Raw genomic sequence first — 22,260 nt, forward strand, 5'->3', positions numbered from 1 at the left:
AAATCTGGGCCACTCCGTGGCCCAGGAGGCCAACTCCGTTGGCCTTGGGCTCGGATCGCTCCGCGATCCGGCCTGATGGAACACGCTCCGCGCGTTCCTGACGCTGGCAGAGAGGGAAGGAGGTTGCAGCTCGGGACTGATGGGGATTCAAGGGGCCCGCTCCGCACGGCGATTAGAGCAGGGCACGGACCGGAGCGATGAACAAACGCTCACCGCAACGGATAGCAGAAACGAACGGAACAGAACGCTTCCAACAACCGTATGCGTCATCTTGCCAGACCCGCTACCTTATGGAGAGATAAACCACCTCCACCATCTCCGGAGCCACCGGAAGGCCACAAATAACCACCTGGAAACCGCCCCTCAAAAGCTGGATAAACACCCACTACCCAACTCCAGAATTCCAGCACACCCAGATTACAGCGGCCCTGAGAACACGTCAGTCACATACGACGAAGGAAAATAGCATGCCGGGTAAAGAACTGTTTCCGCATCAGGTGGAAGCGGTCGACGCCATCCTCCGTGTTCTGCAGACGCCCGCCGACGGGCACATGCCGGCCGAGGGGCTGCGGACCCAGGTCATCGCTGCGACCGGCTCGGGCAAGACACTGATCGCCACCGAGGCCGCCCAAAAGCTCGCTGCCCGGCGGGTCCTGGTCTTCGTGCCGACTCTGGATCTCCTGACCCAGGCCGCGGCCTCATGGCGGGAGGGCGGCCGTACCGGGGCGATGATCGGGGTCTGCCGTCTAACGGCTGAGGACGCTGACGGCATGCCCTGTACGACGGATCCGGCCGAGCTCGTGGCCTGGGCGAACGGGCTGGAGCGGGTAACGGTGTTCGCCACCTACGCCGCCGTGGGCCTCGGCATTCTCCAGCGCGCCCATGCTCAGGGCCTGGGCGTGTGGGACCTGATGGTCGTGGACGAGGCGCACCGGACCAGCGGGGACGCGGGAAAGCCCTGGGCAGCCGTGCACGACCAGGGCAAGATCCCGACGGGCCGTCGGCTCTACATGACCGCCACCGCCAGAATCTGGGAGGCGGCCGAAGGCCGCTGCGGCAAAGCGCCCCGGCTGATCGCGAGCATGGACCCGGAGTCTCCGCTGTTCGGGCCCGTGGCGTTCAAGCTCACCCTGTCCGAGGCCATCAGCCGCGGACTGGTCGCCCCCTACCAGGTCGTGTGCATCGACATTACCGACCCCGAACTCCACCAGGCGCAGCAGACGGCCGGACCCGGCTCGGACGCGGTACGCGGAGCCAGGCTCGCAGCGCTGCAGACCGGCGTCCTCACCGCAGCAGCGCGGGAGGAGCTGCGGAAGGTGCTGGCGTTCCACAGCAAGGTCAGCGAGGCGGAGGCCATGGCCGTAGGTGTCATCGACGTCGCGCGGCGGCTCTGGCAGGACGATCCCCGGCGGTTCCCGGCGCCGGAACGGGTCTGGGCCGACTGGCTCTACGGCGGCCATGCCCCCAGCCACCGGCGCGCCGTCCTCACCGAGTTCGCCTCCGACGTCATCGAGGACCGGGACGGCCTGCAGCCGGCCGCACTGCGCGTGCTCAGCTCCGTGAAGGTGCTCGGCGAAGGCGTCGATACAGCGAACTGTGATTCCGTCGCTTTCTGCGACGCCAGGGGATCAATGGTCGACATCGTGCAAATGGTCGGCCGCGCCCTCCGTATGAAACCGGGCGAAGGGGAAATCGCATCGCTGATCGTCCCAGTATTCCTCGCGCCAGGTGAAAACCCCGACGAAATACTGACCTCACCCGCCTACGAAATCCTGGCGAAGATCCTCGAAGCACTCCGCGCGCACGATACGGACACCGTCGAAGCCCTCGCCGACCCCCGCGTGCGCAGCGGGAGCTACTGAATTTGAATTCGTGATGTCGGTCTGAGGGTGGTCAGCCGTCCATGATCAGGCCGGTGGTGGCGAGGCATGCGTCGATGAGGTGGGGTCGGTACTGGATCTGCTTCAGGCTGCGCTTGACGGCTCGGGCGAGCTGGTCGAGGTTGGCGGCGGCGAGGTTGCCGATGGTGCGCTTGACCAGCGACCAGATGCCCTCTTGCGGGTTGAGGTCCGGTGCGTACGAGGGGAGTTGGAAGACGGTCAGCCAGTCCTTGCTCGCCTCGATGAACTCCTGCATCGGCGGCATCAGGTGGGCACGCAGGTTGTCCCACACGAGCACGATCGGGCCGCCGAGCTGGATGTGCGCGCGGATGAGCAGGTCCCGGTAGTCCTGCCAGGTGAAGCCCTTCTTCTCGCCCTTGCGGCCCCGGTACACGTGGAAGCTGTACAGCATTCGGGAGCGCTGACCGGGTTTGTAGCAGCTCAGCCCTGCCATGGAGACCCGGCCGGCTCCCCGGCCGCGCACCCGCACGACCGGCGTGCAGCCGACTCTGCCCCAGGTCCTGGCACGCGGCGGCCTCATCGACTGCCCGGCTTCGTCCTCGAAGACCAGCCAGGCCCCGCGGACCGCCGCGGTGCTTTTACCCGCGACCACGTCTCCTTCCTCCACAACTCGACAGCCGCGTCATCGCGCTCGATGGCCCGGCGAACCGGCTCCTGCCAGGACCAACCGTGGCGCCGCAGCAACACCCACGTCCCCTCCACCGTGTAGGAGACGTGGAACAGCCGGCCGATCAGCGTCTTCACCCGTGCCAGAGTCCACCGCTGGTCTTCCCAGCCGTGGGCCAGCGGACCACGCTCCAACTCCCGCTCCAGCCGCGCGATCTGGGCATCGGAGAGCTTGGGACGACCGGGTGAGCCCCTCGAGGCCACTTCTGCCGCACCGCCCTCGCGCCACTGCCGGCGCCAGCGCTCCACCGAACGCACGCTCACCCGCAGTGCCGCCGCGATGTCCCTGCTCCGGTCCCCGCTCTCGAAGCGTTCCACAGCCTGCCGCCGGATCCGCTCCCGCGCGGCCCTCTCCATGTCGGTCAAACCACCGCCCTGCGCGTACCTCACAGCACAGGGCTACCGACAGCATCTGCCGGCTGTCAGGCAAACGGCACCGACTCCACCCAATCAAGTTGATCACATGTCACTCTCCGCGGCGCCGCTTGTAGTACGCGTATGTCAAAGCCAGGAGAAGCGGGCCCCACAGAGTCAGCGGCAGTGTGGCCGTTGCCGCGAGGGCCTTCCACCAGCCGCTGGAGTACCCGACCATGTGGAACCCGCCGACGTTGAGGAAGCCGAACGGCAGCTGGTCCCACAGTGCGATCAGCCCCAGAGCGCCCAAGGTGGCCGGGATGATCGCCGCGAGCGGCGCAACGCGTCGGCCGCCGATGAACGGGATCCAGGAAGGAACCACTTCGCCCCATCCGGCCACCAGGCCGAAGGACATGTAGGCGAGCCCCTCGGAGAGAAGACTCAGCCCGAAGACGTAGAGGATCACCCACCAGTGCCACGTCTTGTGGACGGCGTAGACCTGGCCCATCTCGTAGTTGAATGCGAACGGCAGGCGCCAGATGCACGATGGCAGGACGGCCAGGGGTATGACCCGGGCCACGCGGATGGCCCACGGGGGGACCGGCCGTGCAGTGTTGCCGACCGTCGGGGACGGGTGCGTCTTGAATCGCATGGGCCGATCTTCCTTGCCCGGCCGGCGCCGGGGATCGCCCTGAAGCAGTATCTGATGGTCACCCCCGCGAGGGGTATCGAGTCCTCCGACGGGAGGATGGTCGCGGTTCCGGGCGGGTTTCGAGGGCAGGGATGGCCTGCTACTAGCCGGCGAACGGCTGCTTCGCCGGCACCGGCCTTGCCCTGGAGACCTGACCGACATCACGCTTTTAAGTTCAGTATCAGCCGGAGGAGGAGGTCGGTGAAGGCGGCCGGGCGCGGCCGGAGGGGGAGCAGGGGCCGAGTGCGCCTGCGCGGGAGCTGCTGAGGTTCAGCACGCCCCGGGATCCGGCGTTGCTGGCCCGGTTCGTGAAGCTGCGGGTGATCGAGCCCGAGAACGCCTTCTGGCGGCGCGGGATCGAGGCGTGCGTGCGGTATCTGAAGGAGACCGGCGCGGAGCAGTTGCGGGTGCCGTACGGCTTCGTCACGCCCGAGGACTGGGTACCGGCCGGGTTTCCTCTGGGCACCTGGCTGGCGGATCAGCGGCGGTTCAACAAGGCCGGACGCCTGACTGCGGCCCGCGTTGGCGAGCTGGACGAGCTCGGGATGGTCTGGTCACACCAGGACGTCGCCTTCGAGGAAGGACTCACCGCCGCCTGCGCCTGGGCCGCCGCCCACGGACACTTCCTCCCGCCCGCCACCGCCGTCTGGGACGGCTACCCCATCGGGACCTGGGCCAAGAACATGCGCACCGCGGCCCGGATCGCGGACACCATCGTCGAACGCCGCGAAGCCGGCCTCCGCGTCGAATCCAGCGCCAAAGCACTCACCCAGGCACGACGCGAAGCCCTGGACGAGATCGACCCGGGCTGGTGCCCGGTGTGGGATGCCGGATGGCAGCGCTGCTTCCGCCTCGCGCAAGCTCACGTCCAAGGCGGCGGGGCGGTACCGACGGTGCCGGGCGAGGTGATCGTGCAGGGCGAAGACCTCGGCCGCTGGGCCCAGGCATCCCGCCTCGGCTGGGACGCTCTCATGCCGGTCCAGCAGTGGATGCTCGAAAACGTCCTCGGCCTCGCCCCCGCCGAAGAGCACGAGCGGCCCGTGAAACGCACGCAAGAAGACAAGTGGGCGCTCAATCTCCGGGCGGCACGCCAGTTCCACGCCCGCGAGGGCCACTTGAACGTGCCCCGGAAGCATGTCGAGCACCTGGAGCCAGAAGGCCGCCGGGAGGGCGCTGAGGAGCTCCTGGCGGTGAAGCTCGGCATGGTCCTCGACAACATTCGCAAACGCGCCGACAAGCTCACCGAACAACGCCGCGCGCACCTCGATCAACTCGGCATGCGCTGGACCAGCGGCGCAACCAGCAGGAGCACCCGGTAGAGAGCGGTCGGGAACGGCGGCAGGACCCAGGGCCACATGGCTCCGGGCCTTCCCGGCAGTACTGCACAAGGCATGTGAGAGACCCGAAGCCGGGCCTACCGTGGCACTCATGACCAGCCGTGGCAGACAGCACTGGGACGGTTCCGCCAAGCGCGTCCAGCTCACCAGCGGTGACCACAGCGGGCCAAAAGATAAGAAAAAGCCCAAAGTCAACCGCAAAGGCAAAGGGCTTAGCGCGGAGGAAAAGAGGGCCGCCGAGCTGCGCGAAGTGGAGCGCTTCCGGCAGTCCATACGCGCCAGTGAGCTGCGCCGGAAAGCACGCGAGGAAGTACCGAAGTGGTAGGACCATGGTCGAGACCTGGGCGTGGCGCGTGCCAGGACCTCGACGGGAGCATGTACTGGTCCGCTGCCCAGCTAGTGCTGTGGCCGGGATGGTTCACCGTGGTCGGAACGTGGCTCGCGGGACGAGCGCACGCGAAACGGCTGGTATTACTGGGGCATGCAGGAAGAGACCGCACGCTCCGCGATCGACACATTCATCTCCGCGTTCAACGCCTCGGACGACAGCTATGTGACTGCCCTGCTCTCCCAGGCCCTGACCTCAGACGTGGTCTTCTGGGGACCGTTGGGCCGCAGCGAAGGAATCGCGGCGGTCGAGCGGTTCGTGCTGGACATCCGGCGCCACCCGGCGGGGACCGGCACGATGGTGCGCTGCTCAGCGGTGGACATGCCTGACGAATGGGCCCGGTACCAGTGGGTCTTCACCACGCCGGATGGAGGCCCCCGCCTGGCGGGAACGGATGTCGTCCATCTGCGACGGAGCCTCATCGATCAGGTCATCGTCTTCGCGGGGGAGATCGAGCCGTTCGCCTCCTGAGTCATCCTTCTGTCGCTGTCCGTCTCCTGAACTTGCCCCCTTCGGCGCTCGGGGGCTGCGGTTCGCAGTCGGTCAGTCTGCGTACATGGGCAGGCTCAGCCACCGCGCCTCCAGCGATCGGATCGGACGTCTCCGCGCATCCAACCGTCGCGACCACCAACCCGGCGAACCTTCACAGTCACAGCACTAGGAAAGTCCCCGATAGGGGTGGCCGGAGATGCGGGAGGGCCCGGATCCGTAGATCCGGGCCCTCTTCAGCAGTAGCGGGGACAGGATTTGAACCTGCGACCTCTGGGTTATGAGCCCAGCGAGCTACCGAGCTGCTCCACCCCGCGTCGGTGATCCCCACAGTACGCCATCACAACCAGCACCGCGGACCACTTCCTGCCAGGACCGGTTCTTCCAGGACCCCGAAGCCGACGTTCGAGCAGAATTCGGTGCCGCCCGTGCCCACACCTCATCACTGTCTTGGCTGTCATCAGCCCCCGGGGCGGATTTCGCGATGACCGTACGCAACAGCTACCTGTACGGACGCGCCCCCGGAATTCTCTCCGCCGTGGGAATTTCGCTCGGAGTGCTGGTGCACGTCACGTACACGGTCCTGGGCGTCGGAATTCTGATCGCCCATTCGCCGTCGGCCTTCACGGTCATCAAGCTGGCCGGCGCCGGATACCTCGTCTACATCGGCTGCAGGACGTTCGCGAAGCGTACCCAGATGGACATCGATCTTTCCTCGGGTGCGGCGATTTCCCGGATGCAGGCGCTGCGGACCGGATTTCTGACCAACCCGAAGACCACCCTGTTCGTGCTCAGCACCTTCACCCAGGTCATCCATCAGGACGCGGCGCTGTGGCGCCAGATCGGCTACGGCTTGTTCATGTCGCTGGCCCACCTGGCCTGGTTCTCCCTGGCGGCGCTGTTCTTTTCGAACGACCGGCTGCGCGCCAAGATGCTGCGCAGCCAGATCCTTCTGAACAGGGTGATCGGCACGGTGCTCGTCGGCCTCGGCGTGGCCCTCGCGCTCACCCCGACCACTCAGTGAGCCCCGCACCGGTCACCCGGTGAGGTCAGGCGAGCGCGATGGCCTCGACGCGCGGCTCGGCGATCTTGACGAAGTCGCGCGTGGCCAGGGCGAGGGACCGGTCGAGACGTGCTGCGTTGAAGAAGAACTCCGGGTTCTCCAGCAGCGCCGGGTCGACGACCAGTTCCAGCTGCCGGTCGAAGGAGAACGGCAGAATCGTGCCGCTGGCACAGCCCGAGAGCCGTTCGGCGATGTCCTGCTCGGCGAACCCCACGTAGGTTCCGCCGAGCAGGGCCTTGATCGCGGCAAGGTCCACTCGCCTGTCACCGGGAACGACAGCGAGGACGTAGCGCGTCACCTTCTTGCCCAGCTTCACCATCACGACGATGCACTTGGCCGCCTGGTGGAGCTCGTGCCCGCGCAGCCGGCTCACGGCCTCCGTGCCGCCCTCGGGCTCGTGCTCGATCGTCCGGTACTGGGCACTGTGCTCATCGAGCAGAGCGAGCAGCTTCTCGTACGTCTCGTGCGAACCCATGCTTCCACAACCCCTGTGCGCGCTGGCAGTTGACTGATGGCAAAGAAGCTTCAGTATGCATGAGTATGCCGGGCGACGGGTCTCTTTACGGCCGCTCCTCCCCGGTTCGGGCACAGAACGGTCCTGCCGGGCGGCGCTCAGGGGGCGGGGAGAGGGAACGGGCCACGGTGGTCACCGGATCCTCCGCTGCTGGGGGAAATCGGGGTCCGAGGGCCCGGCGTCGGACAGCGGCCGGCCATCGACGCTGATCTCCTCACGCGTGACCCGCCGGGGCACCGCCCGCGTGACAGGACCGGAGACGGGACCGGACAGGTGCGGGCAGACCCCGGACGCGATGGTCTTGCACTTCTCGTGGAGGGCGGCCTGGAGGAGATCGCCCGCCGCGCGGGAGTCGGCTCGGCCACCTTGCACCGCCACTTCCCCACCCGGCAGGCCCTCCTGGAGGCCGTCTTCAAAGACAGGGTGGAGACCCTGTGTACGAGGGCGGGCAATCTGCTCGACGAACCCGACCCGGGCCAGGCACTGGCCACCTGGCTCCACGCCGTCGGCGCGCATGCCGTAGGCAACCGGGTCCTGGGGGCATCACTGATGCGCGACGGAGCCCCGGCACTGGGCGAGACCTGCCACAACATGATCACCAAGGCCGGCGACGCCCTCCTCACACGCGCCCAAGCGGCAGACACCGTGCGCCCTGACATCACCATCACCCAGCTGCTGAAACTCGTCGGCGCCATCGCGCCGGCCACCGAGCAGGACGCCGACGGCCCCACCGAGGCCGGCCTCCTGCTTGCCATCGCCATCAACGGAGTACACGCACGCTGACCCCCGGCACGCACTACGTGCTGCCCAAACCTCCGGGCTGGCGCCGCGATACCCGCGGAGGAGACGGGCCCCGAGCCGTCTTCCCGGCCACCAAGCCGAGCGCCTGGGCCAAAGCCTCCACAGAGAACCTGGTTTCTGCCCCAGCGCATCGCCCGCCACGACGTTTCCCTTCGCGCTTGCGTCACCGTGACCACCAGGCGAACGGCGGCGGCCGCCAGCCGCTCCCATCTCGTGGCGCTGACCTGCAGTTTCCTGGTTCGGAAAACAGGTACTCAGGTGGCGTGCTGCGCTGTCGACTGCGCGCTGCCGGTCCGGGCGCAACGCACGACGAGCGGGGGCGGTCGACGGCGTCGCAGCGGGCTCGAGGTCGCAGCGGGCTCGAGGCTGGAAGGCATTCGTGTACGGCCTCAGCTCCCGGCGGGATGGTCAAGCCGTGTCCCGTGGATCACTGTGTGAGGTAATTGGCGCGTGAGCTACTTCATGTACGACGTCATGGATGCGACGGTCGACGACCCTGACGCGGAGACGATGGGGCGGGTGCTGGACGGTCTTGCGCACGCCGACGACGAGCACCCCGATGTGTCGCTGTCCCATGAGGCCGGGTGGTGTCTCAGCGCGTTCAGCAGTGGCCTTCTGATCTGGGAGAACACCGAGGACGATGTGATGGCTCCCGGGGAGATGCGCGAAGTCGCCCGCGAGGAGATCCTTCGGCTCTTTGGACTTCTGGCTGCGGGTGACATCGCCTCGATAGAGGCGCTTGCCTGGCAGAGGTGACCGGCCTCCTCATCAGGAGCGAGCCCAGAGGAAGACCGCTGCGACGTGAAGTGCCGCGAGGTAGTGGATGCGCGAGCCTTTCAGTGCGCATGGCGATACCGCGCCACTGCTTGAGCCGGTTGATGCATCGCTCCACGGTGTTGCGGTGCCTGTCTGCCTGGCGGCCGAAGCTCGGTGGGCGTCCGCCTCGTGAGCCGCGGCGCTTGCAGTTGGCGATCTGGTCAGCGGGTTCCGGGATCACCGCCGTGATGCCGCTACGGCGCAGGTGAGTGCGGATCGCGCGGGAGGAGCACGCATGATCGGCGCTCACACTGTCCGGCCGTGTTCTGGGGCTGCCGCCTTCGGTTCGGGGCACGCGGATGCCGGCCATGACGGTCTCGAAGAACAGGGAATCGGGGCAGTGTCCGGCTGAGACCAGCACGAACAGCGGGCGGCACCGGCCGTCGGCTGCCAGGTGAACCTTGATCGTCAGGCCTCCTCGGGGACCGTCCGAGGGCGTGATCGGTGGGTTCTCCCGCGGGAGCCCCTTTTTCTACGGGCGCCGGCGGCGTGCTGATGGGCGCGGACGGTCGTGGAGTCCACGCTCACCAACCAGTCGATGTCTCCAGCGGCATCGGCCTGGACGGCGCTGGAGACCTGGGCCTTCTGGGGTCACCGGCCCACAGATGGGCGTCATGCTCGCTGAGGCGCACCGTGTACCCGGTGACGGTGGTGGTGAAGTTGTACGCCAGCCGGAACGGTAGCCGAAGTGGCCAAGGTAGTGCCTGCCCTTGGCCACAGTCAGGCCGGTCCCTTAGCTGATGCTGCCGCAGCTGGTGACCTCGCGCCGCAAGGCCTCGATCAGGCTCTCACCGCCCTCGACGCCTCCGGAGGGCAGCTCCCATAACCCGCCGAGGTAGTCATCGGCCGGCCGGTGCGGCAGGAGCACCTTGCCATCCGGCGCCAGAGGTTCGACATGGGCACGCGATCGGGCCCACCACCGGCTACTAGCCTCGCCTTCCCGGCCCTAGGGTGGCGGGGACGGCTCGTAGGGACGGTGAGGATCCGGTGCGGCGCAGGCAGTTGCCGGCGAACCTCGCGGTCACGGCCGCCACGGCAGCCGGTGCCCCTTTCCCGCCCGGCGGCAGGACGACGGTGGATGAGGCCGCGCTCGGCGAGGTGCTTGTCGGCCGCGTTCGCGACGCGATACTCGGCCTGCGCACCGACATCGCCGTTCCGTCGGCCGCAGTCCTGAACGGCGGCCTCGCGTGCGCCCTCACCAACTTCCACAGCTGTCGCTAGGGCAGTCTTGCTGTGCGCCTGCCCCGCCTCGTCCAGGCCGGCCGCGCGCGCATCGCCAGCGGCGGCGTGGCGCTGCTGGCCCAGAGCTATCTGCTGGCCACCCGCATGCTGATCAAGCTCGACGAGCAGCAGCTCGGGTGGATGGCCGCCAATCGTGCCCGCCAGAGCGCCGGGGCCGCCGAAGACCCGCTCCTGGTAGCCGAGGCCACCCGCCGGCTCGCCGTCCTCGCCCGCAAAGCCGACTGGCACGAACAGGCGATGTCCTCGCCCTGACGGCCGCCGACCATCCCGGCCTCCGCGGCGGCGGTCCGGCCCTCGCGGCCGAGCGCGGCCTGCTCATCCAGACCGCCGCTTGCATCGCCGCCCGCGCCGACGACACGGCCGAATGCGGGAGCTGACCGACCAGGCCGCAGCCGTCGCCAAGGGACTCGGCCCCGCCGTACTGCTGCGCGACCACGGCGGAGGATTCAGCCCCACCACCGTCCAGCTCCACCGCATCTCCGCCGAGAACTCCGCCGGCGCCCCCTGTGCCGCACTCACCGCCGCGAAGGCGGCGGCGCCCGCGAGCCTGCCCAGCACCGAGCGCGGGCCCGCTACTACACCGACACCGCCACCGCCTTCGGCCGGTGGGACCGGCTGCGGCGAGTGCGTCCGCGCGCTGCCGGCCGCCGAACACCACGCCCCCGAGGAGACACACGCGCGGCCTACGGTGAAGTCTCTCGTCTCCGGACTGCCCTGCGGTCTCCGGGCGGACCACCACCGAACTCCGGCGGACTCGCCGCACGCGTCGGCGTCCTCACCTGAGAGCCCGGGAACGTACGGCCCGGTCACGCGCCAGTATCCCCCTTCCGTCGCGCGTTCCAGCGAAACCAACAGCAAGATCACCAAACTGCCTTTGAAACGCAGACGCCAGGGCGCGGCAGAACCTTCGAATCACCCAGACCCTGGCCCCGCCTCGACCGCTTGAGGCTCTCCAGGACAAACGCCGCGCGGATCACCGGTGCGCTTCCTGCTGCCACCACACCAGACGGTGGTTCCCCGGTGCGGGACGTGGAGCGCCAGCGCCGCTTCCGCTGGCCGGCCAACACCGGCAGGAGTGAGGAGCAGGAAGCCCCCAACGACGCCGAAGGGGGCCCGGATCCAGTGGGATCCAGGCCCCCTTCGGCAGGAGCGGGGACAGGATGGGAACCTGCCACCTCTGGGTGATGAGCCCGGCGAGCTGCCGAGCTGCTCCACCCCGCACCGGGACACACCACCGTATGCCGCGCGGGTGAGCGCCGTGGACCACTTCCCGCCCGGCGCCGGCCTCTACGCGGCGAAGCCGATGTTGGTGACGTATTCGTACTGGCCCCACTGGCTGCCCAGGTCGGGCAGGACGTCGGTGGTCCAGGTGTCGTCGAGGCCCTGGTCGTCACCGGCAGCCCAGGAGGCGACGATACGGTCCCAGCGGCGCACGTTCATCGTCCGGTACTCCACCACCCGCTGCAGCTGGCGCGGCACGCCGGACTGGTTGAAGGGATGGATCTCCACCCGGGTCCCGCGTCCGTCCCGGTTGAGGCGGGCCAGGAGATGACGGGCCACATTACGGCGGCGCACCGCCCAGTAGGCGCTCTCGATGCGTTCCAGGTTGGCCTTCGACGGGTGGCGCTTGCCTTCCAGCCATGCCTTCAGCGTGCGGTCGGTGACCGTCAGGCCGGCCTGACGGGCCGCCTGACGGCTCTTGTCCGACCTCGTCAGGTAGTGCAGACGTGCCATCAGGCCGCGTTTCGCGGTGACGGGGGTGGCGATGCCGCCGGCGAGTTCGTCAAGCTTGCGGGCGACGGCGTCACTGCCCTTGATGCCCCGGGCGCCGTACTTCCCGAAGTCGAGATTCCGCTCCGGCATTACTGGTGCTCCTCCCCCACAACCATGCCGGCGCCGGTGTCGGCGTCGGTGTCGGTGTCGGTGTCGGTTGTGGCGGTGTAGGTGTCCTTGACCTTGACTTCGCTAACACCCCGGCCCTCGGGGAAGACACGACGCCAGTCGCCGATGACGTGGAGTTCGTCGGTGCCCATCGCGCGGACGACCATGAGGCCCTCGTCGTGAGCCTTGAGGGCTTTGAGCCAGAGGTTGGCAAACGCCTGGGAGCGGATGATGTGCATCCAGTCCGGGCGGTACAGCTCCCTGTTGTAGTTCGACTCCCCCATCGTGGAAACGAACTTCGAGTACATCGCCTTCACATACTCCAGCGTCACCGTATCGCCGGCGGCGATCGCGGTGTCACGGGCATCCTTCAAAGCGATACGGAACTTCTCCAGGAGATTCTCCGTGGCACCGGAGGTGTAGGACTCGTGGACTAGCGGGGGTTCACACAGGCCGTATTTAGGGCCGGACAGGCGCAGCAGGAGGCGCAGGGTCGGCTCGGTGACCCACAGAGGGCCTGGTTCGTCCCGCTGGCCGATCGGGTTGGGCAGTACCGCCTCGTGCTCCCAAGGAGGCGGGGTGATCAGGTGGACCCCGGCGCGGCGGCGGTCATGGGCCAGGCCGGTGGAGTGCTCGAGCTGACCGAGCGGGAGATGGGTTTTGAGAGCGGACAGGTAAGCGCCGTTGATGTCGAGCGCGGTCACCTCGTGCCGGCCCGCGGGGAGATGAAGGCGGGTCCATTTGGGGCGGGCCTCCCAGATCTGGTCCGTGCCCTTCGCACTCTGCTTACGCAGGATGTCCGGGATCCAGGGGTGGGCGATCACGTCGTAACGAGCGCCCTTGCGGCACTCGTCCAGCAACCGCATCGCATCAGGAATCGCCCGCTTCAGCAACGCGGCCGTGGCCGCGTCGACGTCCCCCTGATGCTCGGCAAGCGCCCCCTGGACCGCCTGACCGATCAGATCGACCGGGCCGGACGGCTCCTGGAACGCACGCCGGGCCGGCTCCTGGGAACGCTCGGAAGGACGCGGCGTGCGCGGTGTACGCGCTGTGGTCGCCGGCTTCCCGGCCGGAGCGGTCCCGGACTGGACGGGCGGCGCAGCGGGCTTGTCGGGCGCCGCAGCGGTGGCCTGGCAGTCGGCCGGGTCCAGGTGCTGGGCGAACCCCGCCACCCGGGTCCCGGCCGGATGCCCGCACAGCACACACGCCTCCGGCACAGCGAGGACCTCCACCTCATCACCCTCACCGGCCACTTTGGGTGCCGGGGAAGCCGGAGGAGTCCCGGCCGCGACAGGGGCCTGCGCCACTGCCGGCTCGGCGGCAGGCGGCGTGAGCTGGGCAGTGTCGGCGGCGAACTTGGCGGCCAGCCCGTCCAGCAGGTACGCGTACTTGGTCCGCGTCTCGCCGACCGGGTCCCGGCCGCCCTCCCACCCGGTGACCGTGCTCGGGCTCACGCCCAGCGCCCTCGCCACCTGGGCCTTGGACAACCGGGCCCGCTCCCGCAGCTCCTGGCGGACCTGGGGAGAGGGCAGCTCGGCTTCCGGGCCGACGGCGGCGAGCAGCGAGTCGATCGCATCGAAGTCACTCACCGGGCCATTCCCTTCTCCGCGTTGGCGTTGCGGCGCCGGGCGGCGGGCAGCGCCTCACACGCCCGGGTCGGACCCGCCAGCAGATCCAGCGCAGCGATCCCGTAGTGCCCGGCCAGGACATCGACGTCACGCAAGGTCCACGAGGTAGCCCCGGACTGCCGGCGCGAGACCTGCGTCTGCGTCAGCCCGAGCACCGCAGCGATCACCCGCTGCGAATCCCCCGTTGCCTGCATCAACGCGGCCACCGTCAACCGCAACGACTCCTCCAAACCCAATCCCATGACTCCACCATACTCGAAGAATATGCAAATTATGCATCAGGGTTCGGCAATAGAACGCTGAGATGCGCTTAGCGCCTGACTTCCGGAACGGGGGTGCGGGCCCCGGACAGAGCCCCGCATCCCTCCCGGTCCGGCAGTTAGCGGTCCGGGTGCCGCCCACGCACAGGCCAGCGGCCTGCCCCACGCGCTTCCCGCTCCGCCTGGCGCACTCCCTCCACCACCCGGCCAGACAGGCACCCCAGGCACACCACATCCGGCACCCAGCGCCGCAAAGCCCGGCCGACCAACCTGCGGACAACGCCCGCCGCCCTCATCAGCGCCGGCTGCCACCCGGCGCAGCCGCATCCGGGCGCGGGCCGGCTTGCGGTCTACGCCCGGTACGAGGCGCCCGGCCCAGGCCAGCGGATCGCGTACCGGTCGCGCCGACTCCGCCCCTGGCCGGTCCTCTTCGCGACCGCCTGCGGCCAGCTCTGAGCCAGCCCCGGCCGCATCTCTTCCTGCAAGCCGGGCGCTGCCCACCCGGGGGTCGTGGTCAGGTGAGACCGTCCAGCCGTTCCAGCAGCGAGTGTTCTGGGCGTCGGGGTCAACGGGGATCAAGCATCCGACGCCGCGCCCGGGTGACGCGCCCGGCTGTCAGGCGCCGCCGGGCCGCAAGGCCTGCCAGACCGTCGCCCCCAGGGCAACAACGCCAGCGATACCCGCCAGGGCGCTGCCCCAGCCCCCAGCGGTTCCACGAGCCGGGGATGGCTACCAGGACGTACAGCAGCACCCCGGCGGCCAGGGCCGCCACCATCACGGCTAGGACCACCACCAGGCGGCGCAGGTGTGCGAGCTGCTGCCCCAGGGCGAGATCGGCGGCACCGGCCGAGGCGGCCGGCGGTATGGCCGGCGGCGATGTGGCGGATCGGTGGCACGGTCGCCGGACCGGTGGCGTTCGGCTGCCGCCTGTGACCGCCCGACGTACGGGAACCGCCCTACGGGTCGTGCGGTACGCACCGCTTTGGTCCCGGGTGTGTGTCCGTCACAGGAGGTGGCTCCTGGACGCGGACGCACCGCGGCGCAGCAGCGGTGGGCGGGTGTGGCGCCGCGCGCTGTTCGGGCCGGGGCCGAGCCGGAGAGGGTGTTCGCTCTAGCGTATGCGGTGGTGGCCCGTTGGTGGGAACAGGCCCTTGGCTGGGAGCGAGAGACGATCTGGCCGCGGCGCCTGCACGAGGTCGCGGGCGGTGACGCCGGAGGTGATCTGGAGCGGTGGGGGGCGGTGACGCCGGAGGTGATCTGGAGCGGTGGCGGGTCGTGGGGCGGGACGCGGTCGTCTTCCCCGAGGTGGTGGTGGTCGCCGGCGCGTTGCGTGGGTGGACAGTGGTGCGGGGCGGCCGCGGGCGCTGCCCGCCTACGGGGTGTTCTGCCGCCGGCTCGGGGAGCGGGTCGGGCGCACGTGGCTGGGCCCTTGGCAGCGGCGGATCACGGCGGTCCGCTGATCGCCTGGATGGGCAGCGTCATCCGCCAGCGCCGCGGAGCCAGCGGCCCGCCCGGGTACGCGAACGATCCCTGGCGGGTGCGGCGGGAACATCAGCCGGCGTCCATGGCCAGGCAGTTGCGGGTCCTCGGCAAAGAGAAGAAGGCCCCGGGCTCGAGGACGATGTGGCGGGCGGCGGTACCCGCCGAGCAGCGTCGGCTCATCACCAGCGCTATCGACAGCGCCGAAGAGCAGCTGCTGCAGCTGCGCGGGGTGCAGACCGGCCAGACCTCCGACGTCGCCCGGCGGCTGCTGCGCGGGCTCGGTCACAGTGCCGGTCCGATCGAGAACGCCTGGAAACGGACCGCAGTGATGGCTGTGAACGGCGGGGTGCCTCTGGAAGAGGTGGCCCGGTGGGTGGACATGCCCGTCAAGGCGCTCCGGGAGATGCCGACCGCGGGCAGGCAGGAAGACGACAGCTGAGAGCGCTGCGCCGAGGGGCAGATCGGCTGTTAGCTGATACGGCAGTCGTTCGTGGCAGGAATACTGAAAACGGCGGTATGCGCTCGCGGGAGCGGCTTTGCCGGCGCGGGTGACCAGCACAGGAGCAGCCGGAGCCGGGTGGGGCGAGCGGGTGTCACCGCTGTCACGAAACTGAGAGAACGCACCCAGGTACATTTATCTTTTGCCAATCCCCTGGCGATCACTCGCCGGCATCGTGTTCCCGACCGCACAACAGCTCCGTTGTGAGAAGGAGAACCACGATGAGGAAACTGAGCCGAGCCGCCATACGCACCGGCGCCGCAGTGGGCATCGCCCTCGCGGCCGCTTCGGCGAACATCGAGCCCTCGGCGGCCGCGGGCAGGTCGATGATCATCGACAAGCGGGACGGCGGCGGACAGACCCGGCCCATGGCGCAGCCCCAGGCCGAGTCGTACATGGTCAACGTCCTGAAGGACCAACGGCAGCTCAAAAAGGAGCCGAGCCTCAAGCAGGCCCTCAACCAAGCCTTCAACGGGGACGGCAAAGCCACCGGCGGCTACAAGTTCAAGAACCACCGGGTGCTGCACACCAGCTCGGGGGACGGCCAGACCAGCACCACCCTCTTCTACTTCAACTCCGACGCCAACACCATGACGCTGTTCGCCGTGGGCGAGCACCTGGCCGGCCCCAAGACGCGCTACAAGATCACCGTCTACGGCCAGGCGGGCACCGACTTCGCCCAGGGCAAGACCATTTCCCTCTGACGCTTCGCGAGCGGCCGGGGGCGCCCGACCGGATCCATTAGGCCCTGGAGCCGGTGCCGTCGCATCGGGGCCAGCGGGCCGGCCCCGACCTCAGCAGCGGCGTCAGCCGGGCAAGTGGTAGCTGTAGGTGAAGCCATTGGGACTGCACTGGCCAAGGCGGTTCGCGGCCTGCTCATAGGTGAAGCCAGGCGACACGGCGCAGGCCCACAGCCGGCACATTGCCGGGCCCCGCAACGCTCGAACCGCCGTCCAACCCCTCCGAGGCCGGATGATGCTCTTCCAGGTCCATCCATCGATCACACCAACCACCCACCAGCCAGTGGCTCAGAACTCACGAAACTGAGACAGCATCCACAACCCAGCCATCGAGTCGGTGGCTTCGTTCACTCGAAACAGCCGCATCCGGGCTCGGGGAGTATGAGACCGGGGTGGGTGAGAAAGCTGGCCTCTGAGAAGAAGCCGGGACTGGAGCAGCATGCCGAGGGGTGGACTCGCCGCGTGTGCCCTGGCCGATACGGCGGTTCCGGACGGCTGAGCCCGGGTGCGGTGGAGTCAGGCGGCGGGCGAAGGCACTGCCAGCCCTGGTCCGTACGCCGAGGTCCCTCGCTCGTCCACGAACACATGCCAGTGATGGTTGTCCGCGTACTCCCGGTCCAGGTACGCCCGCAGCTCTTCCACAGCGACCGGCCAGCCCCGCGGGCTCCGGCGCGCATACTCGGCCGCCGGCACGCGAACCCACCAGGCGTAGTACGGATCGTCGTCGCTACCGAAAGTCCTGTCGTCCCTTGCAGCCCTCGTAGACACACCCCAGCCGGGCAGCCAGCTCGGTCATCGGCACGCGGGACCGCTCAGCGCCCGGGGGCTGCCGGGGTGCGGTGGACGGCGTTGGTCATGTGCGGCATAGGCGGTGGCATGCCGCGGTCCCTTCGGTACAGCCAGACGAACAGCAGCAGGCAGGGCAGCAGCAGTCCGCACAGGGTAAGGACGAGGAACGCCGTGAAACCGCTGATGCGGGTGACCAGCCAGTCGAAGTTCTGCCCGAAGAAGCCGACGACGAAGGACAGCGGGAGAAACACGGACGCGAGGATCGTGAGCCGTTCCATCGTGGCGCTCTGCCGGAGATTGATCTTGTTCTGTTCGACGGAGATCACCGCGATGTTCGCTTCGAGGACCGTGGCCAGCAGGTCCCGTTGGGCCGCGACCTCCTCGTTGACCAGCAGCAGGTGGTCATGGACGTCGCGGAAGTAGGGCTGAAGACCGGCCGGCGACCTGCCCGGCTGCAGCCGTCGGCCGAGCACGGCGAGCAGCGGGTGCACGGCGCGGTAGAAGTCGGTGGCCTCGCGGCGCAGGAAGTAGATCCGTTCGGTCGGGGCGATCTCCCCGGAGAACACCGTCGCCTCGATCTGCTCGATATCACGTTCGAGTTCCGCGACGACCGGAGCGTAGCTGTCGACCACCTGCGCGACCCACTGGTCGACGAGGTCGATGGCTGCGGCCACGGGCATGTCGCAGTCGACGGTCTCGCGGATTTGGCGGGCGTTCGCCCTGGCGCCGCACCGGTCGCAGACGTTCAAGCTGTCGACGGATCCGCTGTTCATCGACAAGGTCCGCGACGTCGTTGGTCTCTATCGACCCGCCGGAGAAGGCCCTGGTCCTCTGCGTGGACGAGAAGTCGCAAATCCAGGCCCTGGACCGATCCCAGCCGGTCCTGCCGACGGTGCCCGGCGTTCCCGAACGCCGCAGCCACGACTACGTCCGGGCCGGCACGACCACTCTCTTCGCCGCCCTTGAGGTCGCCACCGGCAAGGTGATCAGCTCCCTGCACCGCCGCCACCGGGCAGCGGAGTTCAAGAGGTTCCTCGCGAAGCTCGACAAGGAGGTCCCGACTGATCTGCAGGTTCATCTGATCCCGGACAACTACGCAACCCACAAGACGCCCGACATCAAGCGGTGGCTGCTGGCCCACCCACGGTTCCACCTGCACTTCACACCGACCAACGCGTCCTGGCTGAACCTGATCCAGCGGTGGTTCGCCGAGCTGACCCAGAAGAAGCTCAAGCGCGGCGCCCACCGCTCCGTCCAAGCCCTCGAACGCGACATCCGAGCCTGGCTCACCGACTGGAACGAGCACCCCAGACCCTTCATCTGGACCAAGACAGCCGACGAAATCCTCGACAAAGTCACCGCCTACTGCCGACGAATCTCCGACTCAGATCACTAGGCCCTGTCCGGCGGATCATTGCCCCACGGCAGGTGGGCTCGGGCAGTGATCCGCAGGACGCGATTGGAGACGGGTCGTCAAGGCATGGCGAACTTGGCGACGTACACGTCGAAGGGCTCGATGCCGACTTCCGCACGGAGTTCGTCCATGCGGTCGGGCTCTTCACAGGGCCACGGAACGGGTGACCCGTCTTTCACGCCGGCGATCTGAGTGCCGTAGACCTGCTTACGGCCCTCATTGACCAGCGTGCGGTCGCGCAGAAAGGCCAGCTCGCGTGGGCCAGCCGAGCCTGCCGACACCGCCTGCTCCATCAACTGAAGGGCGCGACGCTGGACGTCGAGCTGCCGGTCAGCGTGCTGGGCAATTAGCCACGCCGCGCGTGCGGCCTCCTCGCCGACCAGTTCTGCCGTCGGCCAGCCGTACTCGTTCATGATCTCGCCGAGTCGGTCGCCGTGCCGTGTGGTCAGCCGCCGCCACGCCAACTGCTCGGCCGGGTCATTGCTGTTCGCGCGGATTGAAGACTGATGATCGGCCGCAGCCATGTCGGTGAGTTCCACCGTCAGCGCGGCAACTTCGTGCGCCACTTTCGACTCCCTGGTTACGTCGTTGCGTTGTGCTCGTCGACCGCAACCCTAAAGGCGCAAATCAGGCGTAAAGATCATTCCGGAGAACGGTGACAGGCACCTCCCCGCACCTGGATAATGGATCTATGCCCGGAGCCAGAGCCGGATCGCTGCGACGATCACGGTGCCGTGGAATACGTAGGCACGCTTGTCGAATCTCGTGGCCACAGCCCGGAAGTTCTTGAGGGCGTTGATCATCCGCTCCACTTCGTTCCTGCGCTTGTAGATCGTCTTGTCGAAGCCGGTGGGCCGCCCGCCGTGGCTCCCGCGGGCGCTTGCGGTTGGCCCGCTGGCTCTTCGGCTCGGGGATGGTGTGCTTGATCTGCCGTCGTCGCAGGTAGCGGCGGTTGCGGTGGGAGGAGTACGCCTTATCGCCGCCGAGATGCTCCGGCCGGGTACGCGGGCGTCCACCGCCGGGCCGACCGGCCCGGATGCGCTCCATGACAGGGATGAGCTGCGGTGCATCGCCCCACTGGCCCGGAGTGACCAGCAGCGCCAGGGGCCGGCGGCCGCCTTCCCCAGCAAGATGGATCTTGCAGGTCAGGCCGCCCCGGGAGCGTCCCAGCCCCTCGTCGGGGCGGTGCTGCCGGGGCGTGCGCCTTTTCCCGGCACTCGCGGGGGCCTCCTGCGTGCTCCCGCCGCGTGCTGGTGAGCCCGGCAGGTGGTGGAGTCCACCGACACCATCGACCAGTCGATGCGGCCCTCTGCATCCGCGTCGGCCAGGACGGCCGCGAAGATCCTGTCCCACGTGCCGTCCGCCGACCAGCGCCTATGTCGCTCATACACGGTCTTCCATTTCCCGAACCGCGCAGCAGATCCCGCCACGGCACCCCGGTCCGGTTCCGGTACAGGATTCCGTTGACGATCCTGCGGTGACTGGCCCAACGTCCACCGTGTTGCCCGGACTTGGGTAGATACGGCTTCAGTCGGGCCCATTCCTCGTTCGTGAGATCTCCCCGCGCCGCGTCGCCCAGCTCCACCAGCGCCACCCTCGCCTGGAGCCCGTACTCGTCCGCGGCAACGCCGACACCCGCATCGCACGTCTGGACGACGGCAGCACCGGAGTCGACGCGCTGCTCGTCGCCTACGCCGGGCTGCACCGCCTCGGCCAGACCCACCGCGCCACGGAGATCCTCGACCCGGTCCTGTGGCTCCCGGCCACGGGCGCCGGCATGGTCGTCGCCGAGTACCGCACCGGCGACACGGCGATCCGCGACCTCCTCACACCCATCACGCACCCGGCCACGGCCACCGCGCTCGCCGCAGAACGGGCCACCCTGGCAACACTGCACGGCAACTGCACGACCGCAGCCTCCGTCCACGCCACACTCACCAGCACCACCGTCACCGTTGACGCCGCCGTGTACGCCCCGGACGGCCACACCGCCATCCGGACCCAGGCCACCGGGGCAGCGAACCAGTCCGACGCCGTGGGCCGCCGCGCCGGCGAGCAGCTCCTTCGCGACGGCGCGGCCGCGCTCCTGCACGCCCTCCCCCACACCCCTTGAGCCCGGCCATCCTGTCGGACGAGACACCACCGGACCGAAGGGACACCGCCCGTGGCGCTGCACCATCCGCATTCCCGCAAGAAACCGAGTTCACCGTCGCCCAGAATGACCGACGCGCAGTACGTGGCCAGTCGCCGCCCGCTGTGGTGCGGCGTGGCAGCCTTGTTCACCGACGGCCGCGGCCGCGTCGTCCTCGAGGACGTCGACTACCGCCCCACGTGCCTGCTCCCCGGCGGAGGCATCGACACCGGCGAAGCGCCCTCACAAGCCATCGCGCGCGAGGTCCACGAGGAACTCGGGCTCACGCGCCGCTTCTCCAGCGTCCTGGCCGTCGACTGGATCCCCCCGGGCACGCCCGGCTACCCGCCGGGCTTTCCCGGTGAGGCGATCTACGTGTTCGACGGCGGCACGCTCACCGAGGACGACCTCGCCCATGTCCGCCTGCCGGGCCGTGAGATCACCGGCGTCCGCCGCATCGAACCGGCACTCCTGCCGCGCCACATGGACCCCGCGAACGCCCGGCGCGCGCTGGCCGCGCTCCGCGCGCGGATCAACGGCGCCGCTCCCGCCATCCTCGAAGACGGCCGCCCCCTGGCCCCGACCCCTTTGGACGACCTCCAGGTACTACGCACTCCCCGCAAACCGCAGCTGTGGCGCTGGCACACGTCTCATCCGGTGCCGGTGGAGCTTCCGGTCAGGCAGGCCTGGGGCTGGCTGTTCGCCGACGACGGGCGGGTGCTCGTCCTCATCGGCCAGGACACCGGCTCCGCCTGCCTGCCCGGCGGCACCGTCGAGCCGGCCGACCACGGCGATCCGGCACGGACGCTCCGCAGGGAGGCATGGGAGGAAGCGCGGGTGCGCATCAGCGATGCGCACTTCCTGGGGTACCTCCACGACGAAACCGGGGGCCGACCGTGCGCCCGGGCCCGGTACGCGGCCCAGATCACCGGCTGGCAGCCGCCACGCCGTGACGAGGCAACGGGCCAGACCTACACCCGGCTCCTTGCCACGCCCGAACAAGCAGCAGAGCTCTTCGACTGGGGTGACGAGACCGCCGACCAGCTCGCCGCCGTCCATACCGCCCGGGAAAAGCTGGGCCTGCCGGCTCCCATCCCGCGACCACTGACCGAACTCCCTCCTGGCCAGCTCTCCGAAGGCTCTGCAGCCCGGTAGCAAGGCCTGTCCAGAACGC

21 protein-coding genes, 2 tRNA genes and 5 pseudogenes are annotated in these 22,260 nt (G+C 68.8%); 15 read left to right on the top strand and 13 right to left on the bottom strand.

Going from position 1 to position 22,260, the window contains the following annotated elements:
• The first annotated feature begins 467 nt into the window (after positions 1-467).
• Positions 468-1,862, top strand: a complete 1,395-nt coding sequence (locus tag J1792_RS00005) for a DEAD/DEAH box helicase family protein (protein ID WP_207246361.1) — start codon at positions 468-470, stop codon at positions 1,860-1,862.
• A 31-nt stretch (positions 1,863-1,893) separates the two neighbouring features.
• Here the strand turns inward: J1792_RS00005 and J1792_RS36070 are convergent.
• A protein-coding gene (locus J1792_RS36070) for an IS630 family transposase (protein WP_443742773.1) occupies positions 1,894-2,957 on the bottom strand; the annotation gives its coding sequence in 2 pieces (ribosomal slippage) (positions 1,894-2,510 and positions 2,510-2,957; 1,065 coding nt in all).
• Between the two features lie 76 nt (positions 2,958-3,033).
• Positions 3,034-3,573 (bottom strand): hypothetical protein, encoded by a 540-nt coding sequence (locus tag J1792_RS00020; protein WP_207246364.1) that lies wholly within the window; start codon positions 3,571-3,573, stop codon positions 3,034-3,036.
• A 332-nt stretch (positions 3,574-3,905) separates the two neighbouring features.
• Here J1792_RS00020 and J1792_RS00025 point away from each other — a divergent pair, with 332 nt between their 5' ends.
• The 3 genes from J1792_RS00025 (at position 3,906) to J1792_RS00035 (ending at position 5,808) form a co-directional block, all read left to right on the top strand.
• Entirely contained in the window at positions 3,906-4,931 is a 1,026-nt protein-coding gene (locus J1792_RS00025) for a helicase associated domain-containing protein (RefSeq protein ID WP_242645393.1), read from the top strand.
• 109 nt (positions 4,932-5,040) lie between these two features.
• Positions 5,041-5,274, top strand: a complete 234-nt coding sequence (locus J1792_RS00030) for a hypothetical protein (protein ID WP_143587855.1) — start codon at positions 5,041-5,043, stop codon at positions 5,272-5,274.
• 156 nt (positions 5,275-5,430) lie between these two features.
• A complete protein-coding gene (locus J1792_RS00035; protein ID WP_180360588.1) occupies positions 5,431-5,808 on the top strand; it encodes a nuclear transport factor 2 family protein in 378 nt (125 codons plus the stop codon).
• 261 nt (positions 5,809-6,069) lie between these two features.
• On the opposite strand, the gene J1792_RS00040 is transcribed toward J1792_RS00035, so the two are convergent.
• A tRNA-Met gene (locus J1792_RS00040) sits at positions 6,070-6,143 on the bottom strand.
• A 97-nt stretch (positions 6,144-6,240) separates the two neighbouring features.
• On the opposite strand from J1792_RS00040, the pseudogene J1792_RS00045 reads away from it, so the two are divergent.
• A pseudogene (locus tag J1792_RS00045) lies at positions 6,241-6,850 on the top strand (LysE family translocator).
• Positions 6,851-6,875: 25 nt separating this feature from the next.
• Here the strand turns inward: J1792_RS00045 and J1792_RS00050 are convergent.
• On the bottom strand, positions 6,876-7,364 hold the full coding sequence (locus J1792_RS00050; RefSeq protein ID WP_207246365.1) for a YbaK/EbsC family protein: 489 nt from the start codon (positions 7,362-7,364) through the stop codon (positions 6,876-6,878).
• Between the two features lie 351 nt (positions 7,365-7,715).
• Here J1792_RS00050 and J1792_RS00055 point away from each other — a divergent pair, with 351 nt between their 5' ends.
• A complete protein-coding gene (locus J1792_RS00055; protein WP_242705213.1) occupies positions 7,716-8,186 on the top strand; it encodes a TetR/AcrR family transcriptional regulator in 471 nt (156 codons plus the stop codon).
• Between the two features lie 468 nt (positions 8,187-8,654).
• The gene (locus J1792_RS00060; protein WP_242705214.1) at positions 8,655-8,960 is read left to right on the top strand and encodes a hypothetical protein; all 306 of its coding nucleotides are present in this window, start codon (positions 8,655-8,657) and stop codon (positions 8,958-8,960) included.
• Positions 8,961-8,972: 12 nt separating this feature from the next.
• On the opposite strand, the pseudogene J1792_RS00065 reads toward J1792_RS00060, so the two are convergent.
• Together J1792_RS00065 and J1792_RS00070 are read right to left on the bottom strand one after the other, a co-directional pair.
• A pseudogene (locus J1792_RS00065) lies at positions 8,973-9,584 on the bottom strand (IS5 family transposase); the annotation flags it as partial.
• Positions 9,585-9,753: 169 nt separating this feature from the next.
• Complete coding sequence (locus J1792_RS00070) at positions 9,754-9,888, bottom strand: NUDIX domain-containing protein (RefSeq protein WP_307842846.1); 135 nt, start codon at positions 9,886-9,888, stop codon at positions 9,754-9,756.
• 119 nt (positions 9,889-10,007) lie between these two features.
• On the opposite strand from J1792_RS00070, the gene J1792_RS33765 reads away from it, so the two are divergent.
• Positions 10,008-10,241 carry a hypothetical protein gene (locus tag J1792_RS33765; RefSeq protein WP_242645395.1) on the top strand — a complete coding sequence of 78 codons (234 nt, stop codon included), beginning with the start codon at positions 10,008-10,010 and terminating at the stop codon, positions 10,239-10,241.
• A 12-nt stretch (positions 10,242-10,253) separates the two neighbouring features.
• Complete coding sequence (locus J1792_RS33770) at positions 10,254-10,514, top strand: hypothetical protein (RefSeq protein WP_242645396.1); 261 nt, start codon at positions 10,254-10,256, stop codon at positions 10,512-10,514.
• A gap of 895 nt (positions 10,515-11,409) precedes the next feature.
• Here J1792_RS33770 and J1792_RS00080 read toward each other — a convergent pair.
• The 4 genes from J1792_RS00080 to J1792_RS00095 form a co-directional block, all read right to left on the bottom strand.
• A tRNA-Met gene (locus J1792_RS00080) sits at positions 11,410-11,482 on the bottom strand.
• A gap of 67 nt (positions 11,483-11,549) precedes the next feature.
• A complete protein-coding gene (locus J1792_RS00085; RefSeq protein ID WP_086572002.1) occupies positions 11,550-12,125 on the bottom strand; it encodes a transcriptional regulator in 576 nt (191 codons plus the stop codon).
• Positions 12,125-13,732 carry a helix-turn-helix domain-containing protein gene (locus J1792_RS00090; protein WP_086572001.1) on the bottom strand — a complete coding sequence of 536 codons (1,608 nt, stop codon included), beginning with the start codon at positions 13,730-13,732 and terminating at the stop codon, positions 12,125-12,127. The genes J1792_RS00085 and J1792_RS00090 overlap by 1 nt, the downstream gene beginning before the upstream one ends.
• Entirely contained in the window at positions 13,729-14,013 is a 285-nt protein-coding gene (locus tag J1792_RS00095) for a helix-turn-helix domain-containing protein (protein WP_207246367.1), read from the bottom strand. The genes J1792_RS00090 and J1792_RS00095 overlap by 4 nt, the downstream gene beginning before the upstream one ends.
• Positions 14,014-15,499: 1,486 nt before the next feature.
• On the opposite strand from J1792_RS00095, the gene J1792_RS33775 reads away from it, so the two are divergent.
• The gene (locus J1792_RS33775; protein WP_242645397.1) at positions 15,500-15,952 is read left to right on the top strand and encodes a hypothetical protein; all 453 of its coding nucleotides are present in this window, start codon (positions 15,500-15,502) and stop codon (positions 15,950-15,952) included.
• A gap of 281 nt (positions 15,953-16,233) precedes the next feature.
• The gene (locus J1792_RS00105; RefSeq protein WP_143587740.1) at positions 16,234-16,716 is read left to right on the top strand and encodes a hypothetical protein; all 483 of its coding nucleotides are present in this window, start codon (positions 16,234-16,236) and stop codon (positions 16,714-16,716) included.
• Positions 16,717-17,564: 848 nt separating this feature from the next.
• Here J1792_RS00105 and J1792_RS00110 read toward each other — a convergent pair.
• A complete protein-coding gene (locus J1792_RS00110; RefSeq protein ID WP_207246368.1) occupies positions 17,565-18,221 on the bottom strand; it encodes a magnesium transporter CorA family protein in 657 nt (218 codons plus the stop codon).
• Between J1792_RS00110 and J1792_RS00115 the strand changes: the two are divergent.
• Positions 18,178-18,937 (top strand): annotated as a pseudogene (locus J1792_RS00115) (IS630 family transposase); the annotation flags it as partial. The gene J1792_RS00110 and the pseudogene J1792_RS00115 overlap by 44 nt on opposite strands.
• 77 nt (positions 18,938-19,014) lie before the next feature.
• Here J1792_RS00115 and J1792_RS00120 read toward each other — a convergent pair.
• Positions 19,015-19,521 (bottom strand): DUF6624 domain-containing protein, encoded by a 507-nt coding sequence (locus J1792_RS00120; protein WP_086575498.1) that lies wholly within the window; start codon positions 19,519-19,521, stop codon positions 19,015-19,017.
• A 123-nt stretch (positions 19,522-19,644) separates the two neighbouring features.
• Positions 19,645-20,534, bottom strand: a pseudogene (locus tag J1792_RS00125) (IS5 family transposase).
• A gap of 21 nt (positions 20,535-20,555) precedes the next feature.
• Between J1792_RS00125 and J1792_RS35635 the strand changes: the two are divergent.
• From J1792_RS35635 to J1792_RS00135, 3 genes and pseudogenes are all read left to right on the top strand, one after another.
• Positions 20,556-20,714 (top strand): annotated as a pseudogene (locus J1792_RS35635) (hydroxymethylbilane synthase); the annotation flags it as partial.
• Between the two features lie 18 nt (positions 20,715-20,732).
• A complete protein-coding gene (locus tag J1792_RS00130; protein WP_207246369.1) occupies positions 20,733-21,068 on the top strand; it encodes a hypothetical protein in 336 nt (111 codons plus the stop codon).
• A gap of 105 nt (positions 21,069-21,173) precedes the next feature.
• Entirely contained in the window at positions 21,174-22,241 is a 1,068-nt protein-coding gene (locus J1792_RS00135) for an NUDIX hydrolase (RefSeq protein WP_207246370.1), read from the top strand.
• Positions 22,242-22,260: the final 19 nt, after the last annotated feature.

It is taken from the genome of Streptomyces triculaminicus, from assembly GCF_017349075.1.
GTDB classification, from domain to species: Bacteria; Actinomycetota; Actinomycetes; order Streptomycetales; family Streptomycetaceae; genus Streptomyces; species Streptomyces triculaminicus.